The organism is Vibrio coralliilyticus, assembly GCF_024449095.1.
GTDB classification, from domain to species: domain Bacteria; phylum Pseudomonadota; class Gammaproteobacteria; order Enterobacterales; family Vibrionaceae; genus Vibrio; species Vibrio coralliilyticus_A.
Map to the genome: position 1 here is coordinate 2,470,283 of NZ_CP024627.1, position 20,126 is coordinate 2,490,408.

Annotated in this window: 17 protein-coding genes; 6 read left to right on the forward strand and 11 right to left on the reverse strand. The window is 46.3% G+C overall.

Annotation, left to right across the window (positions count from 1 at the left end; translation table 11 throughout):
* The first annotated feature begins 54 nt into the window (after nt 1-54).
* Complete coding sequence (locus tag CTT30_RS11690; protein ID WP_239864975.1) at nt 55-1,770, forward strand: proline--tRNA ligase; 1,716 nt, start codon at nt 55-57, stop codon at nt 1,768-1,770.
* Nucleotides 1,771-1,850: 80 nt separating this feature from the next.
* On the opposite strand, the gene CTT30_RS11695 is transcribed toward CTT30_RS11690, so the two are convergent.
* Together CTT30_RS11695 and lpcA are read right to left on the reverse strand one after the other, a co-directional pair.
* Nucleotides 1,851-2,696 (reverse strand): class II glutamine amidotransferase, encoded by an 846-nt coding sequence (locus CTT30_RS11695; protein ID WP_239838379.1) that lies wholly within the window; start codon nt 2,694-2,696, stop codon nt 1,851-1,853.
* A 69-nt stretch (nt 2,697-2,765) separates the two neighbouring features.
* A complete protein-coding gene (lpcA, locus tag CTT30_RS11700; protein ID WP_239838380.1) occupies nt 2,766-3,344 on the reverse strand; it encodes a D-sedoheptulose 7-phosphate isomerase in 579 nt (192 codons plus the stop codon).
* Nucleotides 3,345-3,652: 308 nt separating this feature from the next.
* Here lpcA and fadE point away from each other — a divergent pair, with 308 nt between their 5' ends.
* Nucleotides 3,653-6,103 (forward strand): acyl-CoA dehydrogenase FadE, encoded by a 2,451-nt coding sequence (gene fadE, locus CTT30_RS11705; RefSeq protein WP_252035225.1) that lies wholly within the window; start codon nt 3,653-3,655, stop codon nt 6,101-6,103.
* A 63-nt stretch (nt 6,104-6,166) separates the two neighbouring features.
* On the opposite strand, the gene CTT30_RS11710 is transcribed toward fadE, so the two are convergent.
* The gene (locus CTT30_RS11710) at nt 6,167-7,414 is read right to left on the reverse strand and encodes a TIGR03503 family protein (protein WP_252035226.1); all 1,248 of its coding nucleotides are present in this window, start codon (nt 7,412-7,414) and stop codon (nt 6,167-6,169) included.
* Between the two features lie 8 nt (nt 7,415-7,422).
* On the reverse strand, nt 7,423-8,163 hold the full coding sequence (gene dnaQ / locus CTT30_RS11715) for a DNA polymerase III subunit epsilon (protein ID WP_239838383.1): 741 nt from the start codon (nt 8,161-8,163) through the stop codon (nt 7,423-7,425).
* A gap of 56 nt (nt 8,164-8,219) precedes the next feature.
* On the opposite strand from dnaQ, the gene rnhA reads away from it, so the two are divergent.
* Nucleotides 8,220-8,684 (forward strand): ribonuclease HI, encoded by a 465-nt coding sequence (gene rnhA, locus CTT30_RS11720; protein ID WP_239838384.1) that lies wholly within the window; start codon nt 8,220-8,222, stop codon nt 8,682-8,684.
* On the opposite strand, the gene CTT30_RS11725 is transcribed toward rnhA, so the two are convergent.
* On the reverse strand, nt 8,681-9,421 hold the full coding sequence (locus CTT30_RS11725; protein WP_239838385.1) for a methyltransferase domain-containing protein: 741 nt from the start codon (nt 9,419-9,421) through the stop codon (nt 8,681-8,683). The genes rnhA and CTT30_RS11725 overlap by 4 nt on opposite strands.
* Nucleotides 9,422-9,460: 39 nt before the next feature.
* Here CTT30_RS11725 and gloB point away from each other — a divergent pair, with 39 nt between their 5' ends.
* From gloB to CTT30_RS11740, 3 genes are all read left to right on the forward strand, one after another.
* On the forward strand, nt 9,461-10,219 hold the full coding sequence (gene gloB, locus CTT30_RS11730; protein ID WP_239864980.1) for a hydroxyacylglutathione hydrolase: 759 nt from the start codon (nt 9,461-9,463) through the stop codon (nt 10,217-10,219).
* Between the two features lie 70 nt (nt 10,220-10,289).
* A complete protein-coding gene (locus CTT30_RS11735; protein WP_239864981.1) occupies nt 10,290-11,855 on the forward strand; it encodes a lytic transglycosylase in 1,566 nt (521 codons plus the stop codon).
* Nucleotides 11,852-12,538 carry a YIP1 family protein gene (locus tag CTT30_RS11740; RefSeq protein WP_239838388.1) on the forward strand — a complete coding sequence of 229 codons (687 nt, stop codon included), beginning with the start codon at nt 11,852-11,854 and terminating at the stop codon, nt 12,536-12,538. Before CTT30_RS11735 ends, CTT30_RS11740 begins: the two co-directional genes overlap by 4 nt.
* On the opposite strand, the gene CTT30_RS11745 is transcribed toward CTT30_RS11740, so the two are convergent.
* The 6 genes from CTT30_RS11745 to dnaE form a co-directional block, all read right to left on the reverse strand.
* A complete protein-coding gene (locus CTT30_RS11745) occupies nt 12,518-13,375 on the reverse strand; it encodes an endonuclease/exonuclease/phosphatase family protein (protein WP_252035227.1) in 858 nt (285 codons plus the stop codon). The genes CTT30_RS11740 and CTT30_RS11745 overlap by 21 nt on opposite strands.
* Before the next feature lie 51 nt (nt 13,376-13,426).
* Nucleotides 13,427-13,765, reverse strand: coding sequence for a nitrogen regulatory protein P-II (gene glnB, locus CTT30_RS11750; protein ID WP_239838390.1), 339 nt, complete (start codon nt 13,763-13,765; stop codon nt 13,427-13,429).
* A gap of 103 nt (nt 13,766-13,868) precedes the next feature.
* A complete protein-coding gene (locus CTT30_RS11755; RefSeq protein ID WP_239864983.1) occupies nt 13,869-14,183 on the reverse strand; it encodes a c-type cytochrome in 315 nt (104 codons plus the stop codon).
* A 36-nt stretch (nt 14,184-14,219) separates the two neighbouring features.
* Nucleotides 14,220-15,554, reverse strand: coding sequence for a tRNA lysidine(34) synthetase TilS (gene tilS / locus CTT30_RS11760; RefSeq protein ID WP_252035228.1), 1,335 nt, complete (start codon nt 15,552-15,554; stop codon nt 14,220-14,222).
* A 94-nt stretch (nt 15,555-15,648) separates the two neighbouring features.
* Entirely contained in the window at nt 15,649-16,608 is a 960-nt protein-coding gene (gene accA, locus CTT30_RS11765) for an acetyl-CoA carboxylase carboxyl transferase subunit alpha (protein ID WP_239864987.1), read from the reverse strand.
* A gap of 38 nt (nt 16,609-16,646) precedes the next feature.
* Nucleotides 16,647-20,126: a DNA polymerase III subunit alpha gene (gene dnaE / locus CTT30_RS11770; RefSeq protein WP_252035229.1), complete on the reverse strand. Its 3,480-nt coding sequence runs from the start codon at nt 20,124-20,126 to the stop codon at nt 16,647-16,649.

A 20,126-nucleotide genomic window follows, 5' to 3' on the forward strand; every position in this document is an offset into this window, starting at 1 on the left:
ATACTCATGTCCATTCCGGCTTGAGTCACTAACTTTAATAAACGGATAAATTTAATGCGTACCAGTAATTATCTTCTTTCAACTCTGAAGGAGACTCCAAACGACGCAGAAGTAGTGAGCCATCAGCTCATGCTACGTGCAGGTATGATCCGTAAGCTGGCTTCAGGTTTATACACCTGGCTACCTACTGGTCTACGTGTACTGCGTAAAGTCGAAAACATCGTTCGTCAGGAAATCGACAATGCAGGTGCTGTCGAAACTTTGATGCCCGTTGTTCAGCCGTTTGAACTTTGGGAAGAAACAGGCCGCAGCGAGAAGATGGGCCCTGAACTGCTTCGCTTTACTGACCGTCATACTCGTCCGTTTGTTCTCAGCCCTACCGCTGAAGAAGTGATCACTAGCCTAGTGCGTAATGAAGTGAGCTCTTACAAACAGCTACCGCTAAACCTGTACCAAATTCAGACTAAATTCCGTGATGAGCGACGCCCACGTTTCGGCGTAATGCGCGCACGTGAATTCTGCATGATGGATGCATACAGCTTTGATATCGACAAAGAGGGGCTACAGAAGTCTTACGATGCAATGCACGATGCTTACTGTAAAGCCTTCGACCGGATGGGCCTTGAATACCGCCCTGTATTGGCTGATTCTGGCGCGATCGGCGGCAGTGGCTCTCAAGAATTCCACGTCCTAGCTGAAAGCGGCGAAGACCTTATCGCCTTCTCAACTGAGTCTGACTACGCAGCAAACATCGAAAAAGCAGAAGCTGCGGCACCAGCTATTGAACGCGCTCAACCAACTCAAGAGATGACGCTGGTAGATACCCCAAATGCGAAAACGATCGCTGAGCTTGTTGAGCAGTTCGAATTACCAATCGAGAAAACAGTTAAAACACTATTCGTTAAAGCGTCTGATGAAGTTGAAGCGGACCTGATCGCACTGATCATCCGTGGCGACCACGAGCTGAACGAAGTGAAAGCGGAAAACCTTCCTCAAGTCGCAGCTCCTCTAGAGATGGCAACAGAAGAAGAAATTCGCGCACATGTGGGTGCAGGCCCAGGTTCGCTAGGTCCAGTAGGGCTAAAACTGCCATTCATCGTTGATCGCTCTGTAGCTGTCATGAGTGACTTTGGCGCAGGCGCTAACGTTGATGACAAGCACTACTTCGGTATCAACTGGGGTCGTGATGTTGAGCTAGGCCAAGTTGAAGACTTGCGTAATGTGGTTGAAGGCGACCCAAGCCCATGTGGTCAGGGGACACTTATGCTTAAGCGTGGTATCGAAGTCGGTCACATTTTCCAACTGGGTAATGTTTACTCGCAAGCAATGAACTGTGGTGTTCTTGGTCCTGATGGCAAAAACGTTATCTTAGAGATGGGTTGTTACGGTATCGGTGTTTCTCGTGTGGTTGCTTCTGCCATTGAGCAGAACCATGATAAATACGGCATCATCTGGCCAGACGCACTTGCACCTTTCCAAGTGGCTATCGTGCCAATGAACATGCACAAGTCAGAAGAAGTGAAAGAAGCGGCTGAGAAGCTGTATGCTGAACTGACCGCTATGGGCATCGAAGTTCTATTCGATGACCGTAAAGAGCGCCCGGGTGTCATGTTCTCTGACATGGAGCTTATCGGTATTCCTCACACTATCGTGATCGGTGATCGTTCAATGAAAGAAGGCAACTTCGAGTACAAGAACCGCCGTTCTGGTGAGAAAACGGCTATCGCGATGGCAGACATCGTTGAGCATATTAAAGCGCAAATCGCTTAAATCACCTCATTAGAGAGCAAAAGGCTGATGTGAAAACATCAGCCTTTTTATCTATCAGACAGTCAGCAATCAGTCAAATATCACTCTAGAGGTTCGGTTGGCGCCTGACTTTCTACCTTTTTCGGTGCAAAAGGAACATCCACCAGCTCAGCAGCGTTACCATCCGCCAATTCGCCTAAATGAAAAATACCAAACTCCCCCGGCTTCATACGGTGCCAAGTTTCATTACCAGTGAGAGGCTGAGTCGCAATCACCGAAACAATATCGTTTGGTGTGGTCTCTTCTTGGAAGTTAATTTCCACATCTTCATCAAGTAAAGCTGCTTTTCCAAACGGCGCACGGCGCGTAATCCAATACAAATGGTTAGTGCAATAGGTCATGACGTACTCACCGTCAGACAGCAACATGTTAAACACCCCTTTTTCGCGTAACTTATCACAACACTTAGCGACAAAGCGGAATACACCGACCATGTCCTGCGGGGGTTCAGGAAATGTGTCTTCCATTTGCTTTAATAGCCAACAAAAAGAGAGCTCACTATCGGTTTGACCAACTGGGCGGTGCCTTCCTGTCACTAAGCTTTGATAATCTGTTAGCTGACCATTGTGAGCAAAGGTCCAATAACGCCCCCATAATTCTCGGGTAAACGGATGTGTGTTTTCAAGATTCACCGCTCCGCGATTCGCCTGACGAATATGGCTAATTACCGCGCAGCTTTTGATTGGATAATTTTGGACCAGCTCAGCAATCTTAGAATCACAACTTGGTGTAGGATCTTTAAAGTTACGAAAGCCTTTACCTTCATAAAAAGTAATGCCCCAACCATCACGATGCGGACCAGTATTGCCCCCTCGCTGCATAAGCCCTGTAAAGCTAAAACAGATATCAGTTGGTACATTAGCGCTCATTCCGAGCAATTCACACATGGTTTAAGAAGCTCCCTTAAAACAACAGCACCAGTTCAAAACACTGGCACTGTTTAAACCACTCAGAAATTATTTTTCCATCTCTTTTTCGATCAACTGAATCACAATATGGATGATCTTAATATGGATTTCTTGGATACGATCTGCATAGCCAAAGTGAGGCACTCGAATTTCAATATCCGCTAAACCAGCCATCTTCCCGCCATCTTTACCTGTTAAAGCAATGGTTTTCATTCCTTTGGCTTGAGCCGCTTCAATCGCTTTTAGAATATTGCCTGAGTTCCCTGACGTGGATAGACCGAATAGCACATCCCCTTTAGCCCCGACGGCTTCAACATAGCGAGAGAACACGTACTCATAGCCAAAGTCATTACTCACACAAGACAGATGACTTGGGTCTGAAATAGCGATACCAGGTAAACCTGGGCGGTTCTCACGATAACGCCCCGTGAGTTCTTCAGCAAAGTGCATCGCATCACAGTGAGAGCCACCGTTACCACAAGACAAAACTTTACCGCCTTGTTTAAATGAGTCAGCGAGCATCTTCGCAGCCGCTTCAATTTGCGCGATGTTGTTTTCATCGCTTAGAAATGTATTAAGTACGTCGGCAGCTTCGGTAAGTTCTTTTTTAATCAGATCCTGGTACATAGGTTTTTCTCTAATTATTTGGTTTTGAAATGGCTGACGCCTAACGTCGCCATGGTTATAGTCAGAGTTTACTCAAACAATTCTCACTGTCGATAGCTGCCCGCAAACATTTGCGTCTTTATTCGGTTTCGACCTCTTCAAAAACCGTCCGCCTCTTCATTTTTAGAATTTTCACTCTACTCAGATCACTTTTTGGGCAATTTTAGGTTTTACATTTCTTTAATATTTTGATTACACTTTAACTGGTTGGACCTCTTTATAAATAACGGCGTAAAAATGCTCAAAAACGCCGAACAAGGAACATTACTATGGACATTTTGCTCTCTATACTCGGATTTGCTGCGGTTCTAGCGGTCTGTCTCTACCATCGAACCTCCCTAGCCAAATCGGTAACCGCGTTGACAGTCACTCTGGCCATACTCTCTGCCTTCGGTGCTGCGGGCTCACTGAGCTGGATTCTTTTTATTGCCGCCACAGCAGTGGTTGCTATTCCCTCAGTACGTCAATCTTTGATCAGTAAGAAGGCGCTGACTTTGTTCAAAAAAGTCTTGCCTGCGATGTCACAAACAGAAAAAGAAGCACTCGATGCCGGTACCGTATGGTGGGAAGCTGAATTGTTCAAAGGCAAGCCAGACTGGAAAAAACTGCATGACATCCAATCACCTACATTAACTGCTGAAGAACAGGCTTTCTTAGATGGCCCTGTTAACGAAGTGTGCGCTATGGTGAATGATTACCAAGTCACGCATGAACTGGCTGATCTACCACCAGAAGTCTGGCAATACCTCAAAGACAACAAATTCTTTGCCATGATCATCAAGAAAAAATACGGTGGCTTAGAGTTTTCTGCCTATGCACAGTCTCTTGTTCTTCAGAAGTTGACAGGTGTCTCTGGCGTCCTTTCTTCTACAGTTGGCGTCCCAAACTCACTGGGCCCAGGTGAACTTCTACAGCATTATGGTACGACTGAGCAAAAAGACTACTACCTACCGCGCCTTGCAGAAGGTAAGGAAATTCCGTGTTTTGCTCTAACTAGCCCAGAAGCTGGCTCTGACGCGGGCTCTATCCCTGACTTTGGCGTGGTATGTAAAGGTAAGTGGGAAGGCAAAGACGTACTTGGTATGCGCCTGACTTGGAACAAACGCTATATTACCTTGGCTCCAGTGGCGACTGTACTAGGCTTAGCTTTTAAACTGCGAGACCCAGAAGGTCTATTAGGAGAGCAAGAAGATTTAGGTATTACTTGTGCTCTTATTCCAACTCACCTCAAAGGTGTTGAGATTGGTAACCGTCATTTCCCACTCAACGTACCATTCCAGAATGGTCCAACTCGTGGTGAAGATCTATTTGTACCTCTCGACTTTATCATCGGCGGTCCGAAGATGGCAGGTCAAGGCTGGCGTATGTTGGTTGAATGCCTATCCGTTGGGCGTGGTATCACACTGCCTTCTAACTCTACTGGTGGCATTAAAACTGCCGCACTAGCCACAGGGGCTTATGCACGTATTCGTCGCCAGTTCAAACAACCCATCGGCCAGATGGAAGGGGTCGAAGAGCCATTAGCGCGTCTAGGCGGTAACGCTTACGTGATGGACGCAGCCAGTAACCTGACTGTCGCCGGTATTGATTTGGGTGAGAAGCCTTCGGTTATCTCCGCAATCGTAAAGTACCACTGTACTCATCGTGGCCAACAAAGCATCATTGATGCAATGGATATCGTCGGTGGTAAAGGTATCTGCTTGGGGCCTTCTAACTTCCTGGCTCGCGGTTATCAAGGCGCACCAATCGCGGTAACCGTTGAGGGTGCGAACATCCTGACTCGTTCTATGATCATTTACGGTCAAGGCGCTATTCGCTGCCATCCTTATGTTCTAGAAGAGATGAATGCCGCTTACTCGGATTCTTCTGATGCCCTAGAGAAATTTGATTCAGCCCTTGCAGGTCATGTGAGCTTCACCATGAGCAACCTGGTACGCAGCTTCTGGCTTGGACTAACTGACGGCCGATTCTCTTCAGCACCAGTAAAAGACTCTACCACTCGCTACTATCAGCAGCTCAACCGCTACAGTGCAAACATTGCTTTCTTATCAGATATCTCCATGGCTGTTCTTGGTGGTTCATTGAAGCGTAAAGAGCGTTTATCAGCCCGTTTAGGGGATATTTTAAGCCAACTTTACCTTAGCTCAGCAACTTTGAAGCGCTTTGAGAATGATGGTCGTATTGCCGATGATCTTCCATTGGTGCACTGGGGACTTCAAGACAGTTTGAAGCAGACCGAAGAAGCGATTGACGAGTTCTTAGCGAACTTCCCAAATAAATGGCTGGGTAAAGCCTTACGTGTCATGATTCTACCATTTGGTCGTGTACGCAAAGCGCCAAACGACAAAATTGACAGCCAAGTTGCTCAGATCCTACAGACACCGTCTGCAACCCGAGATCGTTTAGGCCGTAACCAGTATTTCCAAGCTAGTGAATTTAATCCTGCCGGTAAGATTGAAGAAGCGCTGCACATTATTCTTGAAGCAGAGCCTGTGTTCACTAAAGTGTGCAAAGCCATCAACGAACGCCGTCCATTCCTTCGTTTGGATTTAATCGCGGATATCGGTTTGGAAAAGGGAATTATCGACTCAGCCGAAGCACAATTATTGCGTAATGCAGAAGAACATCGCCTGTACGTGATTAATGTGGATGATTTTGCCCCAAAGGACTTAGCTGCCAAACCACTAGAGCTAACCCCTCAGATGGATGAAGTGGCTTAATCTACATCAACGCAAAAGGGCTGCAATGCAGCCCTTTTTTGTGCTTTCAGTTTCCTAAACGTGCTACTTCTTGGGCATCTCTAACTGCATCTCTGGCATCATTTCTTTCTTAGCTCTGAGCTTACGCATCACAAACCAAACAACTAAGCCAAGAATAATCATCACGATATTACCCACTCCGATGATGATGTAGGTGCGCATGCGTTTCTCTTCTCTCATCTGGATCAAGCGCATTTCTTCCATCAATTTCAACTGCTGCATGCGTTCCTCTTCCTGTAAACGACGAGTTTCGGAAAAGTCGACTTCTTCCAACACACTGTAAGTGTGCTCTTGAACCGGAAAAGCGAGTGGGCGCCCCGACCCCATTTCTGTAGCAAAAACTTGCCCCATCCAAGCATAGTTACCAATTTCGCCATTGTATGGGATCTTTAGTTCGACTTTTTCTGACGCTTCCGCTGCACTTTCAGCCACCGTCACTTCACTATTATCTGGTGATTTGTGCACAATTTGCGCCGCCAAACTCCCCGGTTCAATCATACCTTGCTCACCAGAGACGACGACCTTGTGTTCCACCCCTTCTTCGCGACTTTGAATAAAGGTCGTTTGAATAGGCATTGGGTATACCAAAACCTCTTGTTCTTGCGCACGGAGGAAGACCCCATTGCCCGACGTAATACGAACACGGTATTTACCCGGCTCTGGGGAAATATTCAGTGATACCGTAAATACACCGTCTCCTGCCACTTCATCTAAACCACGGCCATCATCGGCAAACTCACCGATAGTGTAAGGGATCGGTTTTGCCTCTTTAATCAATTCCTCTTCATTTTCAACGTATTTGGTGAAGGTCACCATTAAATTGACGCGCTCTAAAAAGTCTCTCAATACCAAAGGTTTGCCATCAGAGGTGAGCCTTGCTGTAAACTTTATCTGTTCATTCTGGAACAAGCGCGCTGGCATCTGTTCGGTGGACAGTTCAAGGTGAGAAATAAGGATTATCTTGTTCTTGGGTGTCACTTTACCGATAGCCTGCCAAGGGCCAGGCATGGGATTATCTATCGATATGATGTCCATTGTTGGTTCTTGGTACCAACGAACGTTATCTGGGCTACGCCAAGCGTAGTACTTTTTTCCGTCAGGGCGAACCAATACTACCGGCCTTGAGCGTTCAGCGCGATAGATCACAAAGGTAATTTGTTTGATGGTGGGATCAACTCGAAAACGATTGTCGAGTAATGACATTGAGGATTCTTCCGCAAAACCTAAGGTACTGACTAACAAGCCCAACAGGGCAAACCAAATCCTCAACATTCCTTCTCCTACTGACGCCAGAGACAGCTTCCGCTTTTCTCCACCAAGTCCAGTCTATTTTGATGTGCTTCTAATTCATCGGCTGTTGCACGGATAACCTTTAATGATTTTCGTCCACCAGCCACACGTTTTATTGACTCGCCTCCCACATTGCCCTCTGCGTTGCCAGGGTTAAATTGTAATGAGGTCTGGCCACCTGTCATCAATAGATAGACGTCAGCCAAGATCTCCGCATCGAGCAAAGCTCCATGAAGCGTACGGTGAGAGTTATCTATACCATAGCGGTCACACAACACATCGAGGTTGTTACGTTTACCAGGGAAGATCTTCTTCGCCATGGCAAGGGTATCCGTGACCTTACAGTAGTCTTCCGTTTTGCCAATACTTGGGTCCAACATACTGAACTCATGATCCATAAAGCCAGTATCGAAGGGCGCGTTGTGGGCAACAAGCTCGGCACCTTTAATAAACTCAAGAAACTCGCTATGTACATCCTGATATTCAGGTTTATCGACCAGAAACTCGTCAGTAATACCATGGACTTCCACTGCGTCCGGCTGAATTTCGCGATCAGGCTTGATGTAAACGTGAAAGTGACGCCCCGTTAATTTACGGTTGATAATTTCAACAGCACCGATTTCAATAATACGGTGTCCCTGATAATGAGGACCGCCTTCACGGTTCATACCTGTGGTTTCGGTATCGAGTACCACGATACGGTTGTGGTTAGAATTGTTGCTGGTATTCATAACAAATTGTGTGTCAGACTATGCCAATAATATGCTTAACCCAATAGTATCAAATCATGACGAAACAGGTGGAAATTTTCACAGATGGTTCTTGTTTAGGTAATCCGGGGCCAGGTGGTTACGGTATCGTTTTACGCTATAAGCAGGTCGAAAAAACGCTGGCTAAAGGCTACACCCTAACCACCAACAATCGCATGGAAATGATGGCAACCATAGTCGCACTACAAACACTGAAAGAACCGTGCGAAGTCATACTCACCACTGACAGCCAGTACGTTCGCCAAGGTATTACACAGTGGATTCACAATTGGAAAAAACGTGATTGGAAGACGGCTGATAAAAAGCCGGTTAAAAACGCCGATTTATGGAAAGCGCTTGATGCCGAAACCGCACGCCACACCATTGACTGGCGCTGGGTCAAAGGTCACGCAGGGCATAGAGAAAATGAAATGTGTGATGAATTAGCTAGAGCCGCTGCCGAAAACCCAACAGAAGAAGATACAGGTTACCAACCTAACTAGTGCGACTTTACTTTGCTCGACACCTTGTAATTGACGCCAATCGGCGTCAATTTTCGTTTTAGCTTCCAATGTGGCTTGATCGGTTTAAGCGGGTAAGTGCGTTTGCGGGCAACAATAAAATATAGGCTACCCATAGGAGATGCCCAATCGCCTAAACTGTTCTCCAGCCAAGTCCACATGGTGCGGTATTTCTGCATTGGAAACAGGGCATAGCTGTCACACTCAATCACCTGATAATTCAAAACACTCAGCCAGTCACGAATACGATTTGGAGTAAACATGCGCCCACTCCATGGCAAGTTGTTCTTGCGCCATGGCATCAAGCTCGACAAGCCCGTTAAGCTGATCGGATTAAAGCCAGTAATGATCAAATACCCATCATCGATCATCACACGATCGACTTCTCTCAACATTCGATGCGGGTCATTGCAGTAATCAAGCTGATGCGCCATCACAATCACGTCAAAGCTTTTTTCAAGAAATGGTAAGTTGTAGCCATCAGCAATCACGTTATGCAAAGGGTTCTGGATATCAAGGTTAACTTGGTGTTGAATATTACAATTAAAGCTGGTTAACTCGCAGCTCAGCCCTCCCAGCTTAAGCATATGATAGCCAAATAGTTTTGGGCACCATTCATCAACACGAGTTTGTATTGATTCACTGACCCACAGGCCATTCTTAAGCTGAGACCATGAATGAGGCTTTTCGAGCTTCTTATTACTGCGTGCTGGCTTCATAATTAACCTGCTTCACTCTTGGTAACCGGAGAGACAACTATGTTAGATATCAAAAGCATACCTGCATTTAATGATAATTACATCTGGCTGATTCAAAATAGCGATCAGCGTTGTGCTGTTGTCGATCCTGGGGACGCGACTCCCGTACTTGAGTACCTTAAACAGCACGAGTTAAGCTTAGAGGCGATCCTAATTACTCACCACCATAATGATCATATCGGTGGTGTCCCAGAGTTGGTCAGGCAATTTCCTGGTATCGACGTAGTGGGCCCAGCCAATGAACCGGTTCCAACCTTGACGCATGCTGTCGAGGCCGGTGAACAAATTGAGCTATTTGGTGAAATCTTTTTTGTTTTAGGATTAGAAGGCCATACCCGCGGACACATCGGCTATGTCGGTGATGGAAAACTGTTCTGCGGCGATGTTCTTTTCTCAGCTGGCTGTGGTCGGGTATTCGAAGGTACCATGGAGCAAATGCATGCCTCACTCAATAAACTGGTTGCTCTACCCGAAGAGACCGAGGTTTACTGTGCTCATGAGTACACCGCTAGCAACGTCGCCTTTGCTTTAGCCGTTGAGCCCGATAACGAGCTACTTCAGCAATACCGTGATGAAGTGAACCGCCTCAGAGCGCAAAATCAACCGACCTTACCCACCACTATTCGCAAAGAGAAATGGATCAACCCATTCCTAAGAACAGATCAACAAAGCATCATACGCTCGGTGGCCAACCGGACCCAACAAACGGACTCACTCGCCATTTTTACGGCATTACGTGAGTGGAAGAACGAATTTTAACGTTTTGCAACTTGTCACCTCCATATTTAGACAAGTATTATCAGCAGCCAAATAAAAAAAGGGCTGTGCAATGCGAGTAAAACACAGCTGGGTATTAGCACTACTACTAACAGGATGTCAGCTTACCCAGCAGACAGAGAGCGATAAATCCGCCTCTACAGAGACCAATACCCCACCAGCAGTAGCGTCAAGCAAACCTGCTGCTCAACCTTCAGAATCGGCTATCCCCTCTAAGCCCATCGTGACGCCCCAGTCTCAGGAAGACGTCTGGCAGCGTATCGCAATGCAGCTCGAGTTTCCGATCCCTGATGACAAAATGGTCGATTATTACCGCACTTGGTATCTAAAGCACCCCAACCACCTCAAAACCGTTTCTGAGCGTGCCCAGCCGTTCCTCTATCTCATCACCGAAAAAATTGAGCAACGCGATCTGCCTTTAGAGTTAGCGCTTTTGCCTATCGTTGAAAGTTCCTTTGATGCTTTTGCCTACTCCCATGGTAGTGCAGCCGGTTTATGGCAATTTGTTCCGGGGACGGGTAAATACTATGGACTTAAACAAAACTTCTGGTATGACGGCCGCCGCGATGTCGCTGCATCGACTGACGCTGCGCTCGATTATCTAGTGGCACTAAATAAGCGATTCAAAGGAGACTGGACCCATGCCATTGCGGCTTACAACAGTGGAGGAGGACGAGTCTCCAGTGCGATCAGAAAAAATACTAGGCTAGGCAAGCCTACGGATTTTTTCTCTCTTGATCTGCCGAAAGAAACCAGTGGTTATGTGCCCAAATTACTTGCATTGGCAGATATCATCGCGAATCAGGACAAGTACGGCATTGATATCCCGCCAATTGCCAACAAACCAGTTGTTGACTTGGTTGACCCCAAAGAACAACTTGATCTGGCCATTGCAGCAAACTACGCAGGCATGACTGTCAAACAACTGCAAAGCCTCAATCCAGCCTACAACCAGTGGGCAACGGCACCAGACGGCCCACACCAGATCTTACTACCAATTGAAAAAATTGCTGCCTTTAAGACTAAAGTCGCTCAAAACCGCGGTAAAGGAATGAAGGTCGTTCGCTATAAAGTGAAATCCGGCGACAGTTTGAGTGTACTTGCCACTCGATACAAAACTACCACTAAGGTCATCCAAAAAGCGAATAACCTTAACGGGCACAATATCCGTGTTGGACAGCACCTGATAATCCCGACCTCTACGAAAGATGAACGTGCCTATACGCTCAGTGCAACCAACCGGCTGGCTAAAACTCAGGCTAAATCACGCGGTCAATACAAGCTCACTCATACTGTGCGATCGGGGGATAGCTTGTGGAGTATTGCGCGCGCAAACAAAGTTTCCCATCAGTCTCTCGCTAAATGGAATGGTATGGGACCAAGAGACACTTTACGCGTTGGGCAAAAGTTGGTTATTTGGAAAAACAGCTCAGACGGCGCGATCATCCGCACCGTTTTTTATAGTGTGAAGTCTGGTGACACCATCAGCGGTATTGCCAACAAATTTAAAGTTAAATCCAATGATATAGTGAAATGGAACGGGCTCAGCAAAAAGAAATACCTGCAGCCGGGACAAAAGCTCAAACTCTATGTCGATGTCACTAAGGTGAGTGTATGACGCCATCCTCGAACCCTTTAATTATGCTGGTGGATATCTTTCGTTCACCTAGCGCGTGTTTTCTTGCACTTTATCAGCGTGGCGCTTGGGGCTGGCAAACATACGTTGTTCTTATGTTAACCCCATTTCTTTTTTGGGGCGCTTACTTCGACATCGTTGATTTCGAATGGCTAAAACAGGGACTCTCTGCTCAATTGGCTCAGACAAACCCAAAACAACTTGAGTTACTGGATGCCAACACCCTGATGGCCAGTGAGATCATCAGTGACGTTGTAGGGCGAACTCTGACCATTGTGATGTTGGCCTTCTGGTTCAATCTTGCAACCAAACCAAGCCAGCACCAACATGGATTCTGGCGTTGGTTTGCCGCGAGTACCGTCGTGGTTTTTCCCGCTATTATTGGTGATTTGGCAAGTTATGTGAGCTTGCTACTCAAACACGGTCAAGTGATGGTCTACGCCGCAGATTTAAATAGCCTCAATGGTTTGTTAAAACTGCCTCTAACCAATCAATGGTCTCAGTTTGCTAGCTCCTTCCCACTACTTCTACCATGGTACATTGCCTTAGGTTACGCTGCGGTAGGGACTTGGACTGAATTTGAACGCGGTCAGGCACTTGTCATTTCAGCATTGCCTTGGGTAGCATACTATTTCATTTGGGCGCTATATATCGCCATCAGTTAACTGAAATGTCACTTCAATCGGATTATGGTCAGAGGCGTCGGATTCCGGCGCCTCTGCTTTTATTAGCGTCAAACCTCGATAAAAGACATGGTCCAGCGGTAAACCAGTCATAAATTGGGTGCGATTGTCTGGCTCATAGCTGGCTTCTTCCATTTCGAGAGCATCCAGCACTTGCTTCATCACTTTCAAGCGTTGCTCACTCCAACTATTGAAATCACCGCCAATCACAATGGGGCCAGTATGCTGGGTTAACTCAGTGACCAATGTTCCTAGCTGATTCTGATATTCTTTTGTACCATAGGTAAAGTTAACAGCATGAATGTTCACTACCGCGAGCAGCTGTCCGTTTGACAAGGGGTAGGTGGCGTAAATCGCCGACTTAGGTAAGCGAAGCCATGGCTCCAACTCTGTATAAGCACATGCTTTTAGCGGCGTGTGAGCGGAGAGATTGAGTACCCCTGCGCTGTACTTAAACGCTTTGAATGCATTAACCTGATTACCATACCATCCTGACTCTTGTATCCAGCCTTTGAGCTCTGGGCTCATACTGGCTTCTTGAAGCAATACCAACTGTTTATCTTGCGTGTATTGAGTGAGCTCTTGGCGCCAATGACTGCGGTTTTGTTTGTATATATTCCACACCAACACCTTTAACTGACGGTCTTTATCAATGTAATCGGTATGTGCGCTATTAAAGCATTGCAATGAAAGAGCGTTATCTTGTGAAGAAATAGTAGAAAGCTGAGGTTTATCCGGCAGGGAAAACACCATTTGAAACCCGAACACAACCATGGCTAACACAATGAACGGGCTAAGCAATACAAGCTTTTTTTTCATTTACATCACCACAAATAAAAAAGAGCCTCACGGCTCTTTCGATAAAACAAATTAAATCGCGTCTTCGTCTTCTTCACCAGTCCGAATGCGAACAATTCGCTCAATGTCTGTAATGAAGATTTTACCATCACCTATTTTCCCGGTGTGAGCCGTATCAACAATAGTATCAACACATTGCTCGGCAACGTCATCAGTCACCACAATCTCAAGTTTCACTTTTGGCAGGAAATCCACCATATATTCTGCACCACGGTACAACTCCGTGTGACCTTTTTGACGACCAAAACCTTTGACTTCCGATACTGTCATACCCGTGATGCCTACTTCCGCCAGCGCTTCACGTACATCATCTAGCTTAAATGGCTTAATAATGGCTTCGATTTTTTTCATGTTCATCCCTTAAACTTCAGCAATTTTTCTTATTATCCCATGATAAACAAGCAATAAAAAGCCCGAGCGTTTGATGCTCGGGCTATTTATCTGGAATTTACAATTACTTCAAACTTGCATAATAAGCGGCTAAGTTAGCAATATCTGCATCGCTCAGCATGGACGCTTGCGCTTGCATCACTGCAGCCAGTCCACCAGTTCTCTCTTTGTTTTTATACGCATTAATTGAGGACACGATATACTGTTCATTTTGTCCTTTCAGGTTTGGGTAACCAGGGATCACAGCAATACCATCAGCACCATGGCAAGCTGCGCACACGGCCGCTTTTGCTTGTCCAGCAGCGACATCACCGGCCGCCATCACTTGCCCTGCCAGTAAACTCATTCCAATGGCTATTCCAGTCGCGATTTTTTTCATTGCTCTTCCTTATAATTCCACTTTAGTTGTGCGTTTTTATGTATACAATTTTGACACAGCTGGTGTTGACTTGTCCCAGACAAGTTCACAATCTTGACCTGCAAAGCGATGATCAACAAACAAATCTGCGACGGCGACGACATGCTCCCCACTCATAATAATGGGTAAGCGACGCCTCAACCAACTAGGCATACCATACTCCTGAAACAACTTTTTCAACTTTCGACTGTGGTTACGCCCAACAGGACGAGCATTCAAACCTTGAGGTTCAAACGTGATCTGCAACGATTCGTCTTGAAGTGCACTCAGAGAAAGTTTACCACGCGTACTAGGACATAAGATTAGCGTTCCCAGATCATCGGGCAAAGAAACAGATGTATTGAGAGAAATGCCTTGCTGCCATCCAGATAGCTCTTGCCATTGCTTCACAATATATAACCTCTGTTCAAAACGACGAACCTGACCATCGCTCAACACTAGAATTGGATTCGCATCTTGACGGCACAGTGCTACCTCTAACCAGATTTTGTTTAATTGTTCTCGGCTCGGCATACGCACTTGATGTTTAGACAACCACATTCGAACAATTCGACTGCGCATTAGAGGGCTCATTTCAGATAACGCTTGAATGTATAAACTCCCATCCTGATGGGTAATACACTCAACCCGCTCACCAAGTAATTCATCCAGTAGTTGCTCCTGCTCAGAGCAAAGTTCAGCACTGCGTTGCACAGATTGGGGAAAATGAGGCCATCGTTCAGTCATAACTGGAGAGACTTGATGACGGATGAAATTGCGGTCAAATCGAGTATCCTGATTGCTCTCATCCTCAACCCAACTCAGTTTATGCTCAGTAGCAAAAGCCTCGATTTCGGACCGGCGAACAGAGAGGAGCGGACGAAGAAGTTCTCCCTCAGCAAAAGGCATCACTTGTGCCATTGCCGAGAGTCCTCTCGGCCCACTACCACGTTTTAAGGCAAGTAAAAAAGTCTCAAGCTGATCATCTTGATGTTGCCCCGTAAGCAATATATCCCCTTGGCCTATGTACTTGCCTAACGCCTGATATCGAGCTTCTCGCGCACTTTCTTCTATGCTTTTCCCTTGCTTTTCCAGTATTACCTTCTCAATATAAAAAGGCATCTTTTCTTCTAAGCACCATTGCTTACAACGCATCGCCCATTCATCCGCATTGGCACTCAAACCATGGTGGACATGTACAACCACGCACGTTTTGTTATGTTCACGGCGATACCTCGCCATTAGTGCCAATAAGACTCGCGAATCAAGGCCACCACTAAGAGCAAGCACTAACTTACCTCTAGAATGCTGGTATTGGTCAATAAACGTAGAAAAGTGTTGATATAAATTCATAATCAAAGAAAAGCGCTGCGAATAAGGTTAGTCTATCATCCTAAATAAAAAAGGCTGAACCTGAGTTCAGCCTTTCTCTATTGGGTTGCTAAAATTAGCAGTAACCGTAACTCATCAGACGCTGATAACGGCGTTCAAGTAGCGCATCATTATCAAAGTGCTGTAGTTCATCCAACTGTTTAATGAGCGTTGCTTTCATGTTCGCCGCCATTTGGATGTGGTCACGGTGCGCACCACCTAGCGGTTCCTCGATGATTTCATCAATCAACTCAAGTTCTTTTAGTCGCGGAGCAATCAGACCCATTGCTTCTGCCGCTTGTGGCGCTTTGTCTGAATCACGCCAAAGGATGGAAGCACAACCTTCCGGAGAAATAACAGAATAAGTCGAGTATTGCAGCATGTTCACGTAGTCGCCTACGCCAATAGCTAGTGCACCACCAGAACCACCTTCGCCTACCACGTTACAAATAACAGGCACTTTTAGACCAGCCATTACTTTAAGGTTTTTCGCAATCGCTTCCGACTGACCACGTTCTTCAGCGCCAACACCTGGGTACGCACCTGCAGTATCGATAAACGTGATGATTGGCATGTTGAAGCGCTCAGCCGTTTCCATTAAGCGTAGGGCTTTACGGTAACCTTCAGGTTTTGGCATTCCGAAATTGCGCTTTACTTTTTCTTTGGTTTCACGGCCTTTTTGGTGGCCAATGATCATCACAGGACGGCCATCAAGACGAGCCATCCCCCCAACAATCGCTTTATCATCAGCATAAGCACGATCGCCCGCGAGTTCTTCAAACTCAGTGAAAACATGCTCTACATAATCCAGTGTATAAGGACGCAGAGGGTGACGAGCCATTTGAGCTGTTTCCCATGCGCCTAAGTCACTGAAGGTTTTCTTTTTCAGTTCCAAGCTTTTCTTTTCTAGCTGTTCGATCTCTTTCTCCAGATCAACGCCAGAGTCACCACCGTGACGAGAAACGCCACGAAGTGCTTCGATCTTAGCTTCAAGTTCTGCAATAGGCTTTTCAAATTCTAAAAAGTTCAGGCTCATCTATAGATCCTTTGTGATTCGGCATTCGACTGCCGAACTTAGTTAAATTCGAGTTCTACTTGGCTCTTACCAAGCAGCTGTTTCAAATTGTCTATTAATTCGTCACTAGGCGTCACACGCCATTCCGTACCTAACGTTAAGCGCGCTCGTGCATCACTACGCTGGTAGTATATGTGGACAGGAACACTTCCTGCTTTGTAAGGCTCTAGTATCTTACTAAAGCGCTCAAAAAATTGTTCGTCGATTTGAGATTCTTCAATCGATACTGATAAGCCACGTGCGTATTTTTCACGTGCTGTACCGAGATCCATAACCTCGCGCGCGGACATTTTAAGACCACCATTGAAATCATCAAAGCTGACCTGTCCAGAAACGACCAAAATTTTGTCTTGTTCGAGCAGCTCAGCATACCTTTCAAGTGCGTCAGAGAACAACATCACTTCCATACGTCCGCTGCGATCGTCGAGTGTCATGATACCAATACGCGTTCCACGCTTGGTCGTCATCACTCGCGCAGCAATCACCAGACCAGCAATAGTCACACTTTGATCGCGCCTTGTCGGTGTCGCGTCTTTTAATCGACAACTGGTGTACTTACCCAGTTCCTTTATATAGGAATTTATTGGGTGTCCAGTCAAATATAAGCCAAGTGTATCACGTTCTCCTTCCAGCCAAACTTTTTCTGGCCACGCGGGAACCTTGGTGTATTTATGCTCAACTTCTTCTGGCGCTTCCGTCAAGACACCAAACAAATCACTTTGACCAAACGCCTCCGCTTGGTGATATTGACTGGCCGCTTTAACGGCATCGTCAAGAGATGCCATCATCGCTGCACGATGTGGGCCTAATCGATCAAGGGCGCCAGCGTAAATCAACTTTTCGATCACACGCTTGTTGACTTTTTTAAGATCAATTCGCGCACAGAAATCAAACAAGTCTTTGAAGTGACCATCTTTGTTACGGGCTTCTAGAATCGCTTCAATTGGACCTTCTCCAACCCCTTTGATAGCCCCGATACCGTAAACAATTGCGCCATTTTCATCGACATTAAATCGATAAAGGCCCGCATTAATGTCCGGAGGCAACACTTTCAGCTTCATGCGGAAACATTCATCCACCAAACCGACCACTTTTTCGGTGTTGTCCATATCAGCCGTCATAACGGCTGCCATAAACTCCGCTGGATAATGGGTCTTAAGCCATAATGTTTGATATGACACCAAAGCGTAAGCGGCTGAGTGAGATTTGTTAAAGCCGTAACCAGCAAACTTCTCCACCAAATCGAAGATTTTCATCGCCAATTCGCCATCGACGCCGTTATTCACCGCACCTTCTTTAAATACAGCACGCTGCTTGGCCATTTCTTCAGGTTTTTTCTTACCCATCGCTCGGCGCAGCATGTCCGCACCACCTAGCGTATAGCCAGCGAGGATCTGAGCAATCTGCATCACCTGTTCTTGATACAAGATGATGCCGTAGGTGGGATCTAACGTATCCTTGAGGGATTCATGTTGCCAAGTTTCATCGGGGTAAGAAATCGCCTCGCGGCCGTGCTTACGGTCGATGAAGTTATCAACCATGCCCGACTGAAGCGGCCCCGGTCGGAACAATGCCACCAGTGCGATGATGTCTTCAAAACAGTCTGGTTGTAAGCGCTTGATAAGTTCCTTCATCCCACGAGATTCCAGCTGGAACACCGCAGTGGTCTCTGAGTTTTGCAAAAGGCGGAAAGATGCAGCGTCATCGAGAGGAATAGATTCAATCCGAACAGGCGCTTGGCCTTGTTTCTCAAGACGCGGGTTGATCAAGCCAAGAGCCCAGTCGATGATGGTAAGAGTGCGAAGGCCAAGAAAGTCAAACTTAACCAAACCAGCAGTTTCAACGTCGTTTTTATCAAATTGGGTGACAGGAAAGTGCCCTTCCGCATCGGCATAAATCGGCGCAAAGTCGGTGATAGTAGTTGGCGAGATAACCACGCCACCTGCATGCTTACCCGCATTACGTGTACATCCTTCAAGGATACGACACATATCGATAAGCTCTTTGACTTCTTCATCAGCTTCGTAAAGTTCCGCCAATGCTGGCTCAGCTTTAAACGCCTTTTCTAATGTCATTCCCGGATCAGGTGGAACCAGCTTTGAAATACGGTCAACAAAACCAAACGGGTGGCCGAGAACTCGGCCAACATCACGAATAACCGCTTTCGCCGCCATCGTACCAAAAGTAATGATCTGTGAAACGGCATCACGCCCATACATTTCAGCGACGTGATCGATCACCTGATCGCGTTTATCCATACAAAAGTCGACGTCGAAATCGGGCATGGAAACACGTTCTGGGTTAAGAAAACGTTCGAAAAGAAGGTCATATTCTAGAGGGTCAAGATCGGTGATCTTAAGAGCATAGGCAACCAATGAACCCGCACCCGAACCACGCCCCGGACCAACAGGAATGTCATTATCTTTAGACCACTGAATAAACTCCATTACGATCAGGAAGTAACCTGGGAACCCCATATTATTGATGACTTCCAGCTCAACCTTAAGGCGTTCATCGTACTCAGGTCGACGTTCGGCTCTCACTTGTGGGTCTGGAAATAAAAACTCAAGACGTTCTTCAAGGCCCTCTTGTGACTTTTTGACCAAAAACTCGGTTTCTTCCATTCCCTCTGTCGGAAATGCTGGCAAGAAATACTCACCGAGTCGAACGGTCACATTACAACGCTTAGCAATTTCAACACTGTTCTCGAGTGCTTCAGGAATGTCTGCGAATAATTCACACATTTCTTGTTCACTGCGAAGATATTGCTGAGCACTGTAGTTTTTCGGCCTACGTGGATCTTCTAATGTATAACCATCATGAATCGCCACTCGAATTTCATGCGCATCAAAGGTCGATTCATCAAGAATCACGACATCATTGGTGGCCACGACAGGTAGCTGCGCTTGTTCTGCAAAATCTAAAGCGAAATGTAGATAGGTCTCTTCATCTGCGCGCCCCGTTCGCGTCAGTTCAAGGAAAAAGCGATCAGCAAAATGCTGCTGGTAGAACTTAGCACAGCTATGAGCCATGGTCTGGTTACCTTTCAGCAGTGCTTTACCTATCTCACCATTTTTACCCCCAGATAAAACAATTAACCCTGCGGATAGCTCGGCCAGCCATTGCTTATCAATCACAGGTTGATGCTGAACATGACCACGTAAGTAAGCTTTAGAAATCAACAAGGTCAGGTTTTTATACCCTTCATTGTCAGCAGCCAAGACAGTCAGCTTGGTCAGCTCATCGCCAAATTCCGCAGATTGCATTGCGAAGTCAGCACCAATAATCGGCTTTACTCCGCAACTATGAGCAGTACCATAAAACTTCACTAGCCCACATAAGTTGGTGAAATCGGTCAGGGCCATGGCCGGCATTCCCATTTCCGCCACTTTCTTAACCAAAGGAGGCACTTTAGATAGGCCGTCAACCATGGAAAAGTCACTGTGAACTTTTAAGTGAATAAATTTAGGATCTGACAT